This is a genomic window from Rhodococcus opacus (genome assembly GCF_012396235.1).
In the GTDB taxonomy this organism is placed as follows: Bacteria; Actinomycetota; Actinomycetes; order Mycobacteriales; family Mycobacteriaceae; genus Rhodococcus_F; species Rhodococcus_F opacus.
Window position 1 is genome coordinate 198,665 of sequence record NZ_JAAXPA010000008.1, and the last position, 15,997, is coordinate 214,661.

The 15,997-nt window shown below is 67.5% G+C and carries 19 protein-coding genes; 9 read left to right on the plus strand and 10 right to left on the minus strand.

Annotated features, from left to right (window positions below; all coding sequences use genetic code 11):
- Window positions 1–586 precede the first annotated feature (586 nt).
- Window positions 587–2,011 (plus strand): TROVE domain-containing protein, encoded by a 1,425-nt coding sequence (locus HGB39_RS13420; protein ID WP_064079825.1) that lies wholly within the window; start codon window positions 587–589, stop codon window positions 2,009–2,011.
- A gap of 18 nt (window positions 2,012–2,029) precedes the next feature.
- Here the strand turns inward: HGB39_RS13420 and HGB39_RS13425 are convergent, their stop codons facing one another.
- Complete coding sequence (locus tag HGB39_RS13425; protein WP_005571532.1) at window positions 2,030–2,647, minus strand: type IV toxin-antitoxin system AbiEi family antitoxin domain-containing protein; 618 nt, start codon at window positions 2,645–2,647, stop codon at window positions 2,030–2,032.
- 113 nt (window positions 2,648–2,760) lie between these two features.
- On the opposite strand from HGB39_RS13425, the gene HGB39_RS13430 reads away from it, so the two are divergent.
- A complete protein-coding gene (locus HGB39_RS13430) occupies window positions 2,761–3,528 on the plus strand; it encodes an LmeA family phospholipid-binding protein (RefSeq protein WP_043792530.1) in 768 nt (255 codons plus the stop codon).
- A 12-nt stretch (window positions 3,529–3,540) separates the two neighbouring features.
- Here the strand turns inward: HGB39_RS13430 and deoC are convergent, their stop codons facing one another.
- A complete protein-coding gene (gene deoC, locus HGB39_RS13435) occupies window positions 3,541–4,206 on the minus strand; it encodes a deoxyribose-phosphate aldolase (RefSeq protein ID WP_005571530.1) in 666 nt (221 codons plus the stop codon).
- Between the two features lie 57 nt (window positions 4,207–4,263).
- Between deoC and HGB39_RS13440 the strand changes: the two genes are divergently transcribed.
- Both HGB39_RS13440 and purU read left to right on the plus strand, forming a co-directional pair.
- Window positions 4,264–5,097, plus strand: coding sequence for a class I SAM-dependent methyltransferase (locus tag HGB39_RS13440; RefSeq protein ID WP_005571528.1), 834 nt, complete (start codon window positions 4,264–4,266; stop codon window positions 5,095–5,097).
- A 13-nt stretch (window positions 5,098–5,110) separates the two neighbouring features.
- Window positions 5,111–5,995 carry a formyltetrahydrofolate deformylase gene (purU, locus tag HGB39_RS13445; RefSeq protein WP_005261059.1) on the plus strand — a complete coding sequence of 295 codons (885 nt, stop codon included), beginning with the start codon at window positions 5,111–5,113 and terminating at the stop codon, window positions 5,993–5,995.
- Between the two features lie 85 nt (window positions 5,996–6,080).
- Here purU and HGB39_RS13450 read toward each other — a convergent pair whose 3' ends face one another.
- The 6 genes from HGB39_RS13450 to HGB39_RS13475 form a co-directional block, all read right to left on the minus strand.
- A complete protein-coding gene (locus HGB39_RS13450) occupies window positions 6,081–7,112 on the minus strand; it encodes an alpha/beta fold hydrolase (RefSeq protein ID WP_064079818.1) in 1,032 nt (343 codons plus the stop codon).
- 17 nt (window positions 7,113–7,129) lie between these two features.
- Entirely contained in the window at window positions 7,130–7,900 is a 771-nt protein-coding gene (locus tag HGB39_RS13455; RefSeq protein ID WP_005563318.1) for a MerR family transcriptional regulator, read from the minus strand.
- A gap of 212 nt (window positions 7,901–8,112) precedes the next feature.
- Entirely contained in the window at window positions 8,113–8,406 is a 294-nt protein-coding gene (locus HGB39_RS13460; RefSeq protein ID WP_005251878.1) for a DUF2516 family protein, read from the minus strand.
- Between the two features lie 72 nt (window positions 8,407–8,478).
- Entirely contained in the window at window positions 8,479–9,309 is an 831-nt protein-coding gene (tadA, locus tag HGB39_RS13465) for a major lipid droplet protein TadA (protein ID WP_005261062.1), read from the minus strand.
- On the minus strand, window positions 9,302–9,808 hold the full coding sequence (locus tag HGB39_RS13470) for a helix-turn-helix domain-containing protein (RefSeq protein WP_005261063.1): 507 nt from the start codon (window positions 9,806–9,808) through the stop codon (window positions 9,302–9,304). The genes tadA and HGB39_RS13470 overlap by 8 nt, the downstream gene beginning before the upstream one ends.
- A 103-nt stretch (window positions 9,809–9,911) precedes the next feature.
- Entirely contained in the window at window positions 9,912–11,183 is a 1,272-nt protein-coding gene (locus HGB39_RS13475) for a DUF445 domain-containing protein (protein WP_005563320.1), read from the minus strand.
- Between the two features lie 145 nt (window positions 11,184–11,328).
- Here HGB39_RS13475 and HGB39_RS13480 point away from each other — a divergent pair, with 145 nt between their 5' ends.
- Together HGB39_RS13480 and HGB39_RS13485 are read left to right on the plus strand one after the other, a co-directional pair.
- Entirely contained in the window at window positions 11,329–12,069 is a 741-nt protein-coding gene (locus HGB39_RS13480; protein WP_005261065.1) for a TetR/AcrR family transcriptional regulator, read from the plus strand.
- Window positions 12,070–12,119: 50 nt separating this feature from the next.
- Window positions 12,120–12,428 carry a DUF4873 domain-containing protein gene (locus HGB39_RS13485; protein ID WP_005563322.1) on the plus strand — a complete coding sequence of 103 codons (309 nt, stop codon included), beginning with the start codon at window positions 12,120–12,122 and terminating at the stop codon, window positions 12,426–12,428.
- Here the strand turns inward: HGB39_RS13485 and HGB39_RS13490 are convergent.
- Entirely contained in the window at window positions 12,415–13,890 is a 1,476-nt protein-coding gene (locus HGB39_RS13490) for a flavin-containing monooxygenase (protein WP_005563324.1), read from the minus strand. The two genes, HGB39_RS13485 and HGB39_RS13490, sit on opposite strands and share 14 nt — an antisense overlap.
- 35 nt (window positions 13,891–13,925) lie before the next feature.
- On the opposite strand from HGB39_RS13490, the gene HGB39_RS13495 reads away from it, so the two are divergent.
- Complete coding sequence (locus HGB39_RS13495; protein ID WP_005563326.1) at window positions 13,926–14,786, plus strand: polyphosphate kinase 2 family protein; 861 nt, start codon at window positions 13,926–13,928, stop codon at window positions 14,784–14,786.
- A gap of 21 nt (window positions 14,787–14,807) precedes the next feature.
- On the opposite strand, the gene HGB39_RS13500 is transcribed toward HGB39_RS13495, so the two are convergent.
- Entirely contained in the window at window positions 14,808–15,038 is a 231-nt protein-coding gene (locus tag HGB39_RS13500) for a hypothetical protein (protein WP_005261069.1), read from the minus strand.
- A 96-nt stretch (window positions 15,039–15,134) separates the two neighbouring features.
- On the opposite strand from HGB39_RS13500, the gene HGB39_RS13505 reads away from it, so the two are divergent.
- Window positions 15,135–15,692: a DUF2231 domain-containing protein gene (locus HGB39_RS13505; RefSeq protein ID WP_005563328.1), complete on the plus strand. Its 558-nt coding sequence runs from the start codon at window positions 15,135–15,137 to the stop codon at window positions 15,690–15,692.
- Window positions 15,693–15,708: 16 nt separating this feature from the next.
- The gene (locus HGB39_RS13510; RefSeq protein WP_005251863.1) at window positions 15,709–15,864 is read left to right on the plus strand and encodes a DUF6131 family protein; all 156 of its coding nucleotides are present in this window, start codon (window positions 15,709–15,711) and stop codon (window positions 15,862–15,864) included.
- Window positions 15,865–15,997 lie beyond the last annotated feature (133 nt).

The window sequence follows — 15,997 nt, forward strand, 5'->3', positions numbered from 1 at the left end:
TCCGTCGGGTTCTTGGTTCCAGACGTTGTCGCGGCCGTCACCGGCACCGTGATGTATGCCGGCCTGCAGCCGGTGGCGGGGTCAATCCGGGCGGCGGATGCAGTACTCGCGAATACCGGGTGTAGATCGGTGGCACGAGCGATCCGACCGTGCACTCGAACCGCGACAGCGCCTGGGCGATCCAGTCGCCGGGCGAGGTATCTTCCAGCACGTCGGGGCATCTCCGAACAATCGGGATTACGCCGTCGGCACAGGGAGCTGGTGGGGGAAGGTCCGCTGAAGAAATGCCATCAGGTTGAGACAGATCGCCGTGGCCATACCATGAGACTCAAGATGAATGAGCAGGTCGTCGCGTCACGAAATGTCATCGGCCGCGAGACCCTACATCAGCGGTAGAGCGCGTCCGTGCCTCCGCCGACTCCGAAGTCGGCACGACATGCGTGTGCGCCACCCGGTGCGCAGACGACGGATACTCCTCAGGTGAAGTGCGCAAGCACGCGGTTCGACTCCGCACCCCGTCGTGGACTCGACCTCGGGTGGCGCGCACCCCACGAGCACCGACACCGCCCGGAAGGAGGAACAACCCATGAGCAAGTTCAACCTGAAGACGCTGCGCCGCACCAAGGTACAGAGCCCCATCACGTCGGAGACGCAACCGGCCGGCCGCACGTTCGAGGGCGGCTACGCCCGCGACGCGAAGAGCGAGCTGTTCCTCCTCGCGGTCACCAACATGCGCCGCGACGCGCATCTGCGTTCGGCGTCCGTGGTGGCCGCGGCCGAGTTCGTCCGGGCCCGGCTGGGCGCCGGTCTGCACGGCGGCAACCGCGCCGTCATCTCGTCGGCGCTGGAGCGGGCCGACGAGCCGGGTGAGATCCTCGCCTACTGGATTGCGCGCCACGGTCGTTCGATCCCGAAGCCGGTCAAGCGCGGGGTCGCCGATGCCGCCGTCCGCCTGTACTCGGAACGCTCACTGCTGAAGTGGGATTCCGATGCCAGGGACGTCCGCTTCGGCGACGTCCTCGAGCTCACCCATGCGTCGCCGTCGGCGACATGGCAGGGCGAGCTGTTCCGGCACGCGATCGATCGGCGGCAGGGACGCGAGAACACGATCCCCACCGGCCTGCGGATGCTCACGGAACGGGCGGCGCTGGCGGCGCTCCTGCCGGAGGATCGGCGTGCCGTCCTCCGGACCCCGGAGCGGCTGTCGGCGGCCGGCATGACGTGGGAGTCGCTCGCCGGCTGGCTGGAGGGACCGATGGACGCGGCAGCATGGCAGGCGGTGATCCCGTCCATGGGGTACATGGCGCTTCTGCGCAACCTGAGGAACTTCGACGAGGCCGGGCTTCCCGACCACGTCGCCGAACAGGTGGCGGCCCGGATCGCCGATCCGGGCGAGGTAGCGAAGTCGCGGCAGCTGCCGATGCGGTTCCTCGCGGCCTACCGGAACGCGCCGAGCCTGCGGTGGGGACATGCGCTCGAACGTGCGCTCGGGGCATCGCTGTCCGCGGTCCCGTCGCTGCCCGGCCGCACCCTGGTGCTCGTCGACCGGTCCGGATCGATGTTCTACAGCCGCGTCTCGGCGCGGTCGGAACTGACGCGGGCGGACGCGGCCGCGGTGTTCGGCACCGTTCTGGCGGCGCGTGCCGAACGGGCCAACCTGGTCGAGTTCGGCACGGACAGCCGGTACGTGCCGTTCAAGCACCAGCCGGTGCTGCGGGTCGTCGACAGTTTCGGCGACCTGGGCGGCACAGACACCGCGTCGGCGGTGCGGAAACACTACCGCGACCACGATCGCGTCGTCATCGTCACCGACGAGCAGGCGGCGTGGGGCGATCCGACCCGGCACGTCCCGGCCGACGTCCCCGTGTACACGTGGAACGTGGCGGGCTACCGACACGGACACGGACCGACGGGATCCGCGAACCGCCACACGTTCGGCGGACTGACGGACGCGGGATTCTCGATGATCCCGATCCTGGAGGGCACCCGGAACGGCGAGTGGCCGTTCTGATCCCGGGGCGGTGACCGGTCAGGTGCAGGTGGCCAGTGCGTGTTCGACGCGCTGCGCCACCTGCGCCGGCAGGGATCCGCACTGCCCGTGCAGTGCGCGCGCATTCAGTCGCCCGATCGCGACGCCGTCGGCGACCACCTCGTCGAGCAGTTCCTGCGAGATGCCGCTGGCGGCGAGGTCGAGTGCCGTGCACAGCGGCGTGGTGATGCGCAGGGGGCCGACCTGCTCGCAGTCCTCCGGGCGGAGCGAACGCCGGTGCAGCGCCAACTGCTGCGTCGGCGAAGGCGGCGACAGCACCGTCGAGAGGTGGATGAACCGCGGGTACAGATGCCCGAGACCGTGAAGTTCGGCGGCACTCTGGTGGGAGACCGCGGCGGCGGCACCGAACCAGGTGCACCACTTCGCGAATTCCTCGAGATCGGAGTGCGGGCAATCCTTCAAGCGGAACAGATCTCGCTCGATCTTGACCCACGAGCCGTCGGCAACGCGCTCGCCGATCTCGTCGGAGGCGAAACCGAGGCGCAGCACTTGCGCAGTGGTGAAGAAACCCGCCTGAGCCGTCGCGACGCGTGTCAGTTCTTCACCGACACCTTCGCGCTCCGGGTCACCGGGACGTGGAGCCAACCATCCGGACATTCCCCTAGATTACTGGGCGATTGTGGCACGTATCACAATTTCTGCGGATCTCGGCGACCCGCCGCGGGCGCATTCACAGAAATTGTTCAGAGTTGTCGGGAAGAATCCGTGTAATGGCAGCCCGAACGAACTCCGCACCCCGAAGTAACCGTGTGCTCGTCATCTCTCTTGTCGTCATCGCCGCGCTCGTGGTGGTCCTCGTCGGCGGCGAACTCTTCGTGCGCAACAGAGTGAAGACCTGCATGGCAGACCAGTTCGAGAGCCAACTCGGCTCGCAGGTGGACGTGGGCCTGAGCTGGAAGCCGGTCCTGCTCCAGTCGGTCGACAAGAACGTCCCGTACATCACCATCGACAGCGACGACACCAAGTTCGGCCCCGCCCAGGGAATGCAGGTGCACGCCCAGGTCAACGACATCCGGATCGAGAACACCGCGGACAGCAGCGGCACCATCGGCAGTTCCGACGCGGACATCACCTGGTCCACCGCGGGCATCCTCGCGACGCTGCAGCAGCAGGCGTTCGGTTCGCTCATCAGCGGCGTCACCGCCGATTCGAACGCCGGGACGTTGAGGTTCTCCGTCGGCCCGGCCGGGCTCGCGGATCTGACCGTCAAACCGGAGGTCGTGAACGGGACCGTCAAGGTGGAGACGGTGGGTGCGGAGGTCCTCGGTTTCGGTCTTCCCACCGATCTCGTCGACGGGGTCGTCCAGATCCTCACGTCGAGTCTGCAGACCTACCCGCTGGGCATGCAGCCGACGTCGTTGAAGGTCACCGACGACGCCATCGAGATCACCCTCGAAGGCGGCGCCTACAGGATGCCTGCCGCCGGCACCCAGCAACAGCAGCAAGAACAGCAGAGCAGCTGCGGCCTCCTGGTCTGACCGACCACCGGGTCAGTCGGGCAGCCCGTCCAGGACAGCACGGGTTCCCGACAGTCCCAGCCGCGTCGCACCGGCCGCGATCATGTCGAGGGCGGCCTGTGCGGTGCGGATCCCGCCGCTCGCCTTCACGCCGATCCGACCGCCGACGGTCTGCGCCATCAGCCGCACCGCCTCCACGGTCGCTCCCCCGGCCGGATGGAATCCGGTGGACGTCTTCACGAAGTTCGCGCCGGCCCGCTCGGCGGCCCGGCACGATTCGACGATCGCCTCGTCGGTGAGCGCGGCGGTCTCGAGGATCACCTTCAGGACCGTGCGGTCGCCGACGGCCTCGCGGACGGTGAGGACGTCGGCCAGCACCGCGTTGAAGTCGCCGGCCACGGCGGCACCGATGTCGATCACCATGTCGATCTCCTGCGCACCCTGGTCCACGGCGAGCCGGGCCTCGGCCCCCTTGACCAGCGAGTGGTGCTTGCCCGAGGGAAACCCGACCACCGCGGCGGTCACCAGACCCGGCGCCTTGATCGGCAGCATCGACGGCGACACGCAGACGGCGAGCACGCCGAGCGAGCGCGCCTCGTCGATCAGCGCCTTCACGTCGTCGGTGGTGGCCTCGGGCTTGAGGAGCGTGTGGTCGACGAGGTCGGCCACCTGGGAGCGGGTCAGTGCAACGTCGGACATACCTGTGAGCTTCGCACAATGCCTTCCGGGGCTCGCGGCACGGCCTAGCATCGCCGTATGAGTGATCCGGGATCGATCTTCGACGAGGCGCGGCTGGAGTTCGACCGGCTGACGACGGCCGTGTGGACGCCTGCCGGGCAGTCACTCGTCTTCCAGCTCGGACTGCGTCCCGGCGACGCCGTCCTCGACGTGTGTTGCGGCGCAGGCTCTTCGGCGCTCCCCGCGGCCACCGCGGTCGGTCCGGCGGGCCTCGTCCACGGCGTCGATCTGGCCGACGAACTCCTCGAGCAGGGGCGCCTGAAGGCGTCGGAGCGAGGACTGCAGAACGTCGAGTTCGTCTGCGCGGACGCCACCACCTGGGAACCGCCGAGCACCGTCCCGGACGCGGGCTACGACGCGCTCGCCTGCTCGTACGGCGTGTTCTTCCTGCCCCACATGGACGCCGCGTTCACCCGGCTCGCGGGCCTCGTCCGGCCGGGCGGCAAGGTCGGGATCACGGTGTGGCGGCGGGGCGCGTTGCGCGACTTCGCGGCCGCGTTCCAGGACGCCGTCGCCCGGCACCGGGAACCCGAGCCCGAACCAGCCGGGTCGCCGTTCGATCCCCTCGAACGCATCGACACCCCGGACGCGCTCCACCAGTGGCTCGGCGAGCTGGGCGCGCACTCGACCGAGGTCCGGGAGCTGTCCAACATCATTCCCGCCACCCCCGAGTTCTCCTGGGACCTCGTCCTCGGTGGGAACTTCCGCCGCGCGCTCGCCCCGTTCGACGCCGGGACCGTCGAGCAGATTCGTCTCGATCTCCTGCAGCTGCTCACCGAACGCGCGATACACGACATCGACGCCGGCACCCTCGTCGGCACCGCCGTGGTGAACGGCCGGAGCGCGACCTGAAAGACTGTTGCCCATGAGCGCTGCTTCGACCGAGGACCACCGGTACGTTCTTTCTCTCGGCTGCCCCGACCGCACCGGCATCGTCGCCCGGATCTCGACGTTCCTCGCCGAGGTCGGCGGCTGGATCGTCGAGGCGGCGTACCACGCCGACGCCGACACCGGCTGGTTCTTCACCCGTCAGGCAGTGCGTGCGTCGTCCGTCGACATGTCCATCGAGGAACTCCGGGAACGCTTCGCGGCCGTCGCCGCCGAACTGGGCCCCGAGACCGAGTGGACCGTGTCCGACACCGGTGAGCGCAAGCGGGTGGTGCTGCTCGTGAGCAAGGAGGCGCACTGCCTCCACGACCTGCTGGGCCGTGCGGCCGGAGGCGAGTTGCCCGCCGACATCTGCGCGGTGATCGGCAACCACCGCGACCTCGAGAACGTCACGCGACAGCACGGCATCGACTTCCATCACGTGCCGTTCCCGAAGGATCCCGCCGAACGCGGGCCCGCGTTCGAGCAGGTGCGTGAACTGGTCGACGCCCACGACCCCGATGCCGTGGTGCTCGCGCGTTTCATGCAGGTGCTGCCCTCGGCACTGTGCGAGCACTGGGCCGGCCGGGCGATCAACATCCATCACAGCTTCCTGCCGTCCTTCGTCGGCGCCCGCCCCTACCACCAGGCATTCGCCCGCGGTGTGAAGCTGATCGGCGCCACCTGCCACTACGTGACGGCCGAACTCGACGCGGGCCCCATCATCGAGCAGGACGTGATCCGCGTCGACCACGCCGACGAGGTCGCGGACATGGTCCGGCAGGGTCGCGACATCGAGAAGCTCGTACTGTCCCGCGGCCTGCGCTGGCATCTCGAGGACCGCGTCCTCGTGCACGGCCGTAAGACGGTGGTGTTCAGCTAGCCCCGGCGAACACAGAATCCGACGTATCGGTCAGGCTCACACGCTATTGCGTGTGAGCCTGACCAATACGCGGGCGCCTGTCGGATCAGAGATTGCGCAGCCGGACGATCTCCTTGTCGAACTCGTCGATGCTCTCGACGGAGCTCATGTGGCCGACGCCGGGCAGGACGATCAGCCGCTCGAGGTGACCCGCCTCGTCCAGGACGCGAGCGAGCTTGCGGGCGTGGACCGGTGGGGTCAGTCGGTCCATGGAGCCGACGAGCACCGTGGTCGGGACGTCGAGGTTGTCGAGAGCCTCGTGGATGTCGAGGCCGCTGAGCGCGGCACCCCAGCCGCCGCGGATGCGCGGCTTGCAGTCCCGGACGATGTTCTCGCAGAACTGGACTTCGGCGCGGGAGGCGTTGGGCGACATCGACACGTACTGGAGCGCGCGGGTCATCACCGGCGACGACACCAACGGCACCGGTGTGCTCAGGACGGCGCGGCCGACCGGGACCGGCACTCGCGGAAAACGATTCGGCAGCGGGACGACGGTGGTCTCGGCGATGAGCCGGTCGCAGGCGGTGCTGGCGAGCAGAACCGCCGACGCGTACTTCTTCACCTCGTCGGGGTGCCGGCCTGCCCACGCCATGATGCTCATGCCACCCATGCTGTGACCCACGAGCACGGCCTTCTGGTCTTCACGCACCGTCGCCTTCAGCACCTCAGACAGGTCGTCGGCGAGGACGTCCGGGCCGAGTGCGAGCGAACCGACCGTGCTGCGGCCGTGCCCACGCTGGTCGTAGGTGATGACCCGGTACTCGTCCGCCAGCGCGTTCACCTGCGGGTACCAGTACTCGGTCGAACAGGTCCAGCCATGGCTCAGCACAATGGGATCGCCGTCCACCGGACCGTAGGCGCGGACGTACAGCGTCGCTCCGTCGTCGGTGAGGATCTCCGTCACGTCCGGGCGCAGGTTCGGGGTGCGCAGCAACTCGTTCGGCGCCACCTCGGTCGACAACGTCAACCCGCGGGTGGCGCGCGTGCGGCGGATCGCCGCTGCCGCGGCGACGACGGCGCCCGCTCCGGCTGCGCCGGCGAGTGCCCGGAAGGCGATGGTGCGCGAACTGCTGGTCATTCCTACCCCTGTCCTGTCTAACTTGCTCTGTTGGTGTCGGTGCTCGTCGCCGGACCCGGTGTCTCACCGAGTTGCCGGGCCGCCCTCACGAGGGCCTTGGAGATCTGCTCCTCCATCGCCTCTTCGAACAGCGACTGGACGGCGTCGTGCGCGAGGGGACGCATCTGGTCGATGAGCCGCGCGATCTCCGAGACCTTCGCCTCGTCGAGTTCGAGCGGCTCACCCTCGGCGGCGAGGTAACGGTCCGCGACGACGGTGACGAACCGCGCGGCGACGTCCGAGAGGTCTCGTCGCATCGCCGCGGTCTGTTCGAGGACGCCCTCGAGGGGGATGCCGGCGTCGACGAGGACCTGCGCAGCCTCGACCAGTCGCGGATTGTTCACCGAGTAGTCGTCCCCCGCGGGAACGAGCACACCGAGTTCGGTGCCCTTGGCGATGTTGGCCTCGGTGGTCTGCGCACCGAACATGCGTTTCAGCTCGGCGATCGTGAGACGGGCCGCTCGCCTGCGCTTCTTCCATCGGCTGCCCGGGTCGTCGGTCTCCAGAACGTCCTTGACCTGGAGTCCGTAGTGCGCAGCCGTGAGGAGTTCACTGATGGTGGCGAACGTGTAGCCGCGATCGAGCATGCGGCCGATCAGGTGCAGCCGGGCGAGGTGCGAATCGTTGTACCACCCGGTGCGCCCCTGCTTCCGTGGCGGCGGAAGCAGTCCGCGGTCCTGGTAGACGCGCACGTTGCGCACGCTCACCCGCGCCTCGCGTGCGAGGTCGTCGATCCGGTATTCCTTCATCAGACGGTGCGCGCCCGTCGGAGCAGCAGCCGGGACGGACCGCCGACGAGTCCCACGGCCCGGTGGGCATCGCTCGCTGAGTCACGCAGGTGGACGACGGACATGTCAGCTCCTCGGTAGCCGTGTCATCACAATAGCATTGTCACAATGTCCATTGTCATCGTTTGGGCGCACGAGAGCCACGCCGTCACTTGCTCATGGGGTGGGAGCGACTACCAGCGAGGCCCGCGCTGCACGTCATCGACGCGCGGGCGCACGTCCACGAGATAGACGCACACCGCGACCACCGCGACGATGCCGAACAACTGCACGGCGGGGAACAGCAGGAGGACGAGGAACGCGACGGCGAGAATGCTCAGCCAGATCGGTTTGCTCAACTTGTCCACGGCGGTGAACGCGTCCTTGCGCTGGCGAGCCGCGTGGAACAGCGCGTACGCGGCGCCGCCCAGGGCGACGATGCGAATCACCAACAAGATCACCGAGACGACGCCGTCAACTTGAATCACAGCCCCATCCTACGAGGTCGACACGCAAACGGCCCCCGCACCGAACGTGCGGGGGCCGAAAAGCGTGAAGGATCAAGCCTTCTTGGCCGGAGCAGCCTTCTTGGCCGGAGCGGCGGCCTTCTTGGCCGGAGCCGGGGCCGGAGTTGCCGCAGCCTTGGCCGGAGCAGCCTTCTTGGCGGGAGCGGCATGCTTGGCCGGGGCAGCCTTGTCGGCACGAGCTTGGACGTCGGCCGCGGTGGCGGTGACGCGATCGGCAGCGTCCTTCGACGCCTCCTCGGCCTGGTCGCCCAGGTCGAGAACCTTCAGGGCAGCCTCGTCGCCGGCGTCGGCGATGGCCTCGCCGAGCCCCTCGGCGGTGTCGGAGATGCGACCCGACGCGCGGCCCGCGAGCTTCGCGGCCTGCTCGCCGACGGCGCGCGTCTGGCGTGCAACGGTGCCGAGAGCTTCCTCGGTCAGCTCGACGGCGTCGCCGAAGGCAGTCTCGGCGCGGCCGATGCCCTCCTCGACGACCGGCTGCTTGCGGATGCGCTCGACGGTGTCCTCGCCGCGCTCCGCGAGAGACGTGTACAGGTCGGATGCGACCTTCAGGTAGGCCTCGGCGACCTTGCGCAGCTCGTCGGCGGTGAACTTCTCCCGCAGCTCGGCAAGCTCCTCGGGCAGCTCGGACGGCAGTCCGGCGAGGCGGTCGCGAAGGTTTTCGACACCCTCGGTGACCTCTTCCTGGAGTCCGGCGATGCGCTCCTTGGCGCCGCCGACCCGCTCCTCGACGTCACCCTGGGTGGACTCGGCGCGCGAGCGGACCTGGGCGACGACGTCGGCCACGGCCTGCACAACGACGTCTCCGGCGCCTACGGCCGCGTACAGCGAGGTCTTGACGCTGTCGATGGTCTTCTGGTCAGTCATCGGCTTTCTCCTGTTCAACGGTGGGGGGTTCTGGTTCCGGCGTCTGGGAATCAGAACGCTGGTGTTCTTCTGTCCGAAGCTCGGACGTCCGGGATTCGGCCGCTTCCGCCGATTCGTTCTCACGACAGAACGACTCGTAGATCTCGAGCAGCACTTGCTTCTGCCGCTCGGTAATGGCCGTATCCGCGAGCAGAGCGTCACGGAGGGGACCGTGTGGCCGCTGCTCGAGGTAACCCGCCTGGACGTACAGGACCTCCGAAGACACCCGGAGACCCTTGGCTATCTGCCCAAGCACCTCGGCCGAGGGCTTGCGCAACCCACGCTCGATCTGACTCAGATACGGATTACTGACACCGGCCAGCTGCGCCAGCTGCCGCATCGACACCTGGGCCGCTTCGCGCTGGGCACGAATGAAACCTCCGATGTCGTGAGCGGCGTTGCTGACTACGCGAGCTGCCAGATCTCCTGCACCGGCTGCGTCGCGATCGTCGCTTGCCATCAGTCCTCCGTGTTGCTGGGCAGAACCAAGCCTAAAGCAGGGTGCTAGCAATTGCAAGCACTCTGCTAGCACCCAGCAAGCGGACCCTCCGTCGAGGCAGATGTCACCCGAACAGCAACGTCGAGAACGTGTAGATCAGCAGGCCCGCGATCGAACCGACAACCGTGCCGTTGATGCGGATGAACTGGAGATCCCGTCCCACTTGCAATTCGATCTTCTTGGACGCCTCCTCGGCGTCCCAGCGCTCGACGGTGTCGGAGATGATCGCGGTGATCTCGTCGGTGTAGTGAACGACGACGTAGCGCGTGCCGGCGAGCACCCACCCGTCGACCTTGGTTCTCAGCTCGTGGTCGTCGCGCAGCCGCTCACCGAATCGCACGACGTTCTCCGCGACCTTCGTGCGCAGCGTGCTGTTCGGGTCGTCGACGGATTCCATGATCAGGCGCTTGGCGACCGTCCACGTCGCGGCGGCGAGGCCGGTCACCTCCTCGCGCCCCATGATCTCGGCCTTGATCTTCTCGGCCTTCTCCATGGTCGCGGGATCGTTCTGCAGGTCGTCGGCGAAGTCGACGAGGAAGCGGTTGGCCGCCTGCCGCACCTCATGCTCCGGGTTGGATCGCACCTTCCAGGTGAATTCGACGAGCTCCCGGTGGATCTTCTCGCCGAGCATGGCGTCGACGAACTTGGGCGACCAGGCGGGCGAATCGCGGCTGACGATCCGGTCGATGGTCTCCTGACTCCCGAGCGCCCACTGGTGCGCCCGCTCGGCGAGCAGATCCAGGATCGGCAGCTGCCGGTTCTCGCGCAGGAGTTCGCCGAGTACCCGCCCGATCGGCGGCCCCCACTGGGGCTCGGCCAGCCTGCGCACCAGGGTGCTGTCGATGATCTGCTGCACGTCCTCGTCGCGCAGGATCTCGACGAAGCCGCGCAGGATGGTGGCCGTCTCGGCAGCGACGCGCGCGGCGTGCTTGGGCTGCGCCATCCACGTGCCCAGCCGCAGCGGGATCTCCGCAGCCTCCACCTTGGCGGACACCACCTCGGGGGCGAGGAAGTTCTGGCCGACGAAGTTGCCGAGGCTCGCCCCCAGCTGGTCCTTCTTGCGCTTGATGATCGCGGTGTGCGGGATCGGCAATCCGAGCGGATGCCGGAACAGGGCCGTCACCGCGAACCAGTCGGCCAGCGCACCGACCATTCCTGCCTCGGACGCGGCCCGCACGTAGCCGACCCAAGCCCCGGCGCCCCGCGATTCCTGCCACCTGCACACGAGGTAGACCACGGTGGCGAACACGAGGAAGCCCGTCGCGACAGCCTTCATCTTGCGGAGATCGCGGCGCTTCGCGTCGTCGTCGAAGGCGGAAAGGCTCAGTTGATCCACAGACGCCATTGTGCCCAAGGACGGCGCGGAGGCGGCAGCCCAGCCGCTGGACGCGCGCCCGCACAGACGGCGTTGTGCCGTGCGACAAGACCGGAGCACTAAGCTGACAGGAGATCGCGACACGAAACGGATGTGAAGAGACTCAGTGGCGAACGACGACGTGAAGGATCCTGAGCAGGTGACCGAGTCGATGACGAAGCTGGACAAGGCGGCAAAGCCCGATGGGCGCAAGCGCCGCTGGCGTGAGCACAAGATTGCGCGCCGAGAAGAACTCGTCGACGGAACGATCGCCGCCATCCGCTTGCGTGGACGCGACATCGGCATGGACGAGATCGCATCCGAGATCGGTGTCTCCAAGACGGTGCTGTACCGCTATTTCGCAGACAAGAGCGATCTGACGAACGCGACCATGGCGCGTTACGTGGAGACCACACTCGCCCCGCGGATCTACGAGGCCATCGGCGGCGACCTCGACGACTTCGAGCTGACCCGCGCCACCATCACGGCGTACGTCGAGACGGTGGCGTCGGATCCCGACGTCTACCTGTACATCATGGCCAACGGCTCCGGCCCCGGCCGCGAGACGGTCGCCGACTCGGAACGGATGATCGCGGAGGTGCTCTCCACCGTTCTCGGCGAGCGGCTGCGGCAGATGGAGATGGACTCCGGCGGCGCCGTCCCCTGGGCGTACGGAATCGTCGGTGGTGTGCAGTTGGCGACGCACTGGTGGATCTCCAACCGGTCCATGTCGGTCGAGGATCTGATCAACTACCTCACGATGATGACCTGGGGTGGCGTCACCGGTATCGCTGCGGTCAACGGCTCGCCCGCGCGATTCAACGCGATCCCGCACCCGTTGCTGCCGCCTGCGGCCGAGGCCGACTAGGCGCCCGACCGTTTCTTGTGTAACTAGCAGTTACAGGTAAACTTGCCTGTGTGAACGAACACGATGAAGAAGAAGAGGGCTACCGCGGCCCCGCCGACGTCGTCGTCGGCGACCGTCCCGCCGTGACCGTGCAGGTCCAGTTGGCGGGAAACTTCGAACCCATCAGCGGTCGGTACGTCTGGCACGGCCGCGTCCGCACCCTGACGGACGCCCTCGGCCCGGATGCCGACCTGTCCGCGGGCACGGAACTGCAGATCACCAGCCCGGCAGGCACGGCCACCGCCCGGATCACCGGGGTGGACCTCTGGGGAAGCCATCTCGTCGACGGAGTGACGCCCCCGCCGTTCAGCCGAGTGTGAACTCGAAGTCCGCCGGTTCGACCGACCGCGTCCGGCGCCAGTAGCGCACGGTCGAACCCGGCCAGATGGTGCGGTTGACGCCGTGCGAGTCCAGGTACCAGCTCACGCACCCGCCGGTGGACCACACCCCCTTCGCCAGTTTCCGTTGGATGTCGGTGTTGAAGCGGCTCTGCACCGCGGGCCGGACGGCCGCGGAATCGGCGCCGCGCCGGTCGACGAGATCCATCAGTTCCAGTGCATAACGAATCTGCGACTCGATCATGAAGACCACCGAATTGTGACCGAGCCCGGTGTTGGGTCCGAAGAGGAAGAACGCGTTGGGGTAACCCGCGACGGTGATACCGAGGTAGGTGCGGATCCCGTGCTCCTCCCATTCGTCGGCGAGGCGCCGGCCCTCGACCCCGGTGAGCTCGACATTGTCGAAGCCGTCGGTGACATGGAATCCGGTGGCGTAGATGATCGCGTCCACCACCCGCTCCGCCCCGTCGCCCGCGACGATGCTGTGCGGGCGCACCTCCGCGATGCCCTCGGTGAGCACGACCGTCTTCGGTGAGATCAGCGCCGGGTAGTACACGTCCGACCCCAGGATCCGCTTGCAACCGATGCGATAGGACGGGGTCAGCTTCCGGCGCAGTTCGAGATCGGTGACGGTCCTGTTCAGGTTCTTCCGTGCCGCGCTCTCGATCGGCCGCATCAGGCGGGAGTGCCCGTTGAACCCGAGCGCGAGCGATTCGTAGGTCCAGTAGACCGCGGCACGCACCATTCGACGGGCCAACGGGACCCGGCCGAACAGGCGCCGCGCCTGCGGCGGAATGCCGAAGTTCAAGCCCGGTATCACCCAGGGCGGCGTCCGCTGATACAACTGCAACTCGGCGACGTCGCCCACGATCTCGGGAACGAACTGGACGGCGCTGGCGCCCGTGCCGATCACCGCGACCTTCTTGCCCCGCAGGTCGTAGTCGTGGTTCCACTCCGCCGAGTGGAACACCGTGCCCTCGAACGTGTCGGCGCCGGGCAGATCCGGGACGTTCGGGATGTGGAGGGCGCCGATCCCGGACACGACGAACTGGGCGACGTACTCGTCGCCCGACTCGGTGTGGACGTGCCACCGTTGCCGTTCGGCGTCCCAGTACCCGCCTGTCATCGTGCGGCCGAAATGAATGTTGCGCCGCAGGTCGTACTTGTCGGCCAGACCGCGCAGATAGTCGAAGATCTCCTCCTGACCCGACCACATCCGGGTCCAGTCCGAGTTCGGCTCGAACGAGAACGAGTACAGATGCGAGGGCACGTCACACGCGCAACCGGGGTACGTGTTCTCCCGCCAGGTGCCACCGACCTCCCGCGCCTTCTCCAGCAGAATGAAGTCGTCGCGCCCCCGCTTGCGCAGCTGAATGGCCGTGCCCAGACCGGAAAAACCCGTCCCGATCACCAGGACGCGACACCGATGCACCTCGCCGCTCACAACTCCATGTAACGCTCCTGTGGCACTGTTTGCACATGGCAGACAAGGCACGCGGATTGTGGAAAATGTCGGCGATCGAGGCCCTGCGGTCGCGCCCGGGTCAGCCGATCGCCGAACTCGATCGCGGGAGCACACCCGGATTCGTCGGCGACAAGTCGGACGGGGTCGCGCTGCTGGAGGAACGCGGGGCAGTACTGTCGTCGCTCCAGGAGAAGCTCTACGCCAACGGACGATCCGGCGACCACCGGTCGGTGCTGCTCGTGCTGCAAGGCATGGACACCGCGGGTAAAGGCGGAATGGTCCGCCACGTCGTCGGGCACGTGGATCCGCAGGGCGTGGATCACGCGTCGTTCGGCGTGCCCACTCCCGAGGAGAAGCGCCACCACTTTCTGTGGCGGATCGACAAGGCCCTGCCCCGCGGCGGACAACTCGGTGTTTTCGACCGGTCGCACTACGAGGACGTGCTAGTGGTCCGGGTTCACGATCTCGTGCCCGAGGAAGTCTGGAGCGGCCGCTACGACGAGATCAACCAATTCGAGAAGGAACTCGTCGCCGGCGGCACGACGCTGGTGAAGGTCGCGATGTTCGTGTCACTCGACGAGCAGAAGGCGCGGCTGCTCGAACGGGTGGAACGCCGGGACAAGTACTGGAAGTACAACCCGTCGGACGTCGACGAGCGCAGGCTGTGGCCCGCATACCAGGACGCGTATCAGGCGATGCTCGACGAGACGTCGACCGATTACGCGCCGTGGTACGTGGTTCCGTGCGACCGCAAGTGGTACAGCCGGATCGCGGTCACCGAGCTGCTGATCGGCGCCCTGGAGAAGCTCGACCTCGACTGGCCGGCCGCGACTTTCGACATCGAAGCGGAGAAGCGGAGGCTCGCGGAATCCTGAGGCCTCCCGAACATGCCGCCGTCAGAAGAGGTGCGGCGTTTCGTGGTGCAGCCTGTGATCGTGACGCACGGTTCCGCCGTACAGCGCCATCGCTCCGGCCAGCGCGACGACACACAGAGATCCGGAGATCACCGCCCAGCCGCCCTGCCCCGAGCCGGCGGCGACGAGGAACCCGCCGAGACAGACCACCGAGAACAACACGAGAGCGAAGCTGACCCAAGCAGCGAAGAGATTGAGTTTCACGGCACTCACCTCACCTTCGAGAACGTGGTCCCGACGCTACGCCCGACCTGCATCGACGACAAGGTGGGCCGGTTTTCTTCGCGCCACCCTGGGTAACCGCAAGGCATGAACCTCGAGAGCCTGTTCCGGAAGGCGGAATCCGCCGGGTTCCTCGACGGCGGCAGCCGGTTCCTGCAACAGCGGATCCAGGGGGCGCTCGGTTCGTCCGGCGCGGGCCCGGTGTTGCGCGGATCATGGCTCGGGCACCCCGTGCATCCCGTTCTCGTCAGCCTTCCCATCGGGGCGTGGGTCGGCGCGACCGTCTTCGATCTGGCATTCCGCGATCACGTCGGCGCACGCAGACTGATCGGCCTGGGACTGCTCGCCACTCCCCCGACGTTGGTGACCGGCTGGGCGGACTGGGCCGAACGCGATACGCGTCAGCGCCGCGTCGGCCTGATCCACGCCGAGGCCAACGCCATCGGCATCACGGCCATGCTCGCGTCCTACCTTCGCCGCAGGCACGGATCGGACGCACGCGCTGTCGTCACGAGCACCGCGGGACTTCTCGCGATCGGCATCGGCGGCGCGCTCGGCGGGCATCTGACCTACGCAATGGGCGCAGGAGTCGACGGGGTGCGGGAGGGTCCGGGACCGGACACTCTCATCACCCCGGTGGGATGAAGAATCGAGGAACGCCATGATCGTGCTCGGACTGATCTTGCTCCTGATCGGATGGCTCACCGGCCTCACCTGGCTGTGGACCATCGGCATCATCCTCCTGGTGATCGGCGCGATCCTGTGGATTCTCGGCGCCACCGGACGTGCGGTCGGCGGCAGGCGGCGTTGGTATTAGAACGCAATACCGGCCGGCTGGTGCAACCTGTCCTGTGACAGAGTGCTAGCCGGTCGGTTTACAAACCCGAAGTTCGGGAATCCCCGTGGCATGACGGCCATTCATCGCGAACCCAGACCTCCCGTGTGCGGCG

Bases quoted from the DNA above. Each gene is read 5' to 3' on its own strand.
- HGB39_RS13495 (WP_005563326.1), top strand. From the start codon at position 13,926: ATGGCAGACAAGGCACGCGGATTGTGGAAAATGTCGGCGATCGAGGCC.
- HGB39_RS13425 (WP_005571532.1), bottom strand. From the start codon at position 2,647: ATGTCCGGATGGTTGGCTCCACGTCCCGGTGACCCGGAGCGCGAAGGT.
- HGB39_RS13440 (WP_005571528.1), top strand. From the start codon at position 4,264: ATGAGTGATCCGGGATCGATCTTCGACGAGGCGCGGCTGGAGTTCGAC.
- HGB39_RS13450 (WP_064079818.1), bottom strand. From the start codon at position 7,112: ATGACCAGCAGTTCGCGCACCATCGCCTTCCGGGCACTCGCCGGCGCA.
- HGB39_RS13430 (WP_043792530.1), top strand. From the start codon at position 2,761: ATGGCAGCCCGAACGAACTCCGCACCCCGAAGTAACCGTGTGCTCGTC.
- deoC (WP_005571530.1), bottom strand. From the start codon at position 4,206: ATGTCCGACGTTGCACTGACCCGCTCCCAGGTGGCCGACCTCGTCGAC.
- HGB39_RS13510 (WP_005251863.1), top strand. From the start codon at position 15,709: ATGATCGTGCTCGGACTGATCTTGCTCCTGATCGGATGGCTCACCGGC.
- HGB39_RS13420 (WP_064079825.1), top strand. From the start codon at position 587: ATGAGCAAGTTCAACCTGAAGACGCTGCGCCGCACCAAGGTACAGAGC.
- HGB39_RS13470 (WP_005261063.1), bottom strand. From the start codon at position 9,808: ATGGCAAGCGACGATCGCGACGCAGCCGGTGCAGGAGATCTGGCAGCT.
- tadA (WP_005261062.1), bottom strand. From the start codon at position 9,309: ATGACTGACCAGAAGACCATCGACAGCGTCAAGACCTCGCTGTACGCG.
- purU (WP_005261059.1), top strand. From the start codon at position 5,111: ATGAGCGCTGCTTCGACCGAGGACCACCGGTACGTTCTTTCTCTCGGC.
- HGB39_RS13455 (WP_005563318.1), bottom strand. From the start codon at position 7,900: ATGAAGGAATACCGGATCGACGACCTCGCACGCGAGGCGCGGGTGAGC.
- HGB39_RS13505 (WP_005563328.1), top strand. From the start codon at position 15,135: ATGAACCTCGAGAGCCTGTTCCGGAAGGCGGAATCCGCCGGGTTCCTC.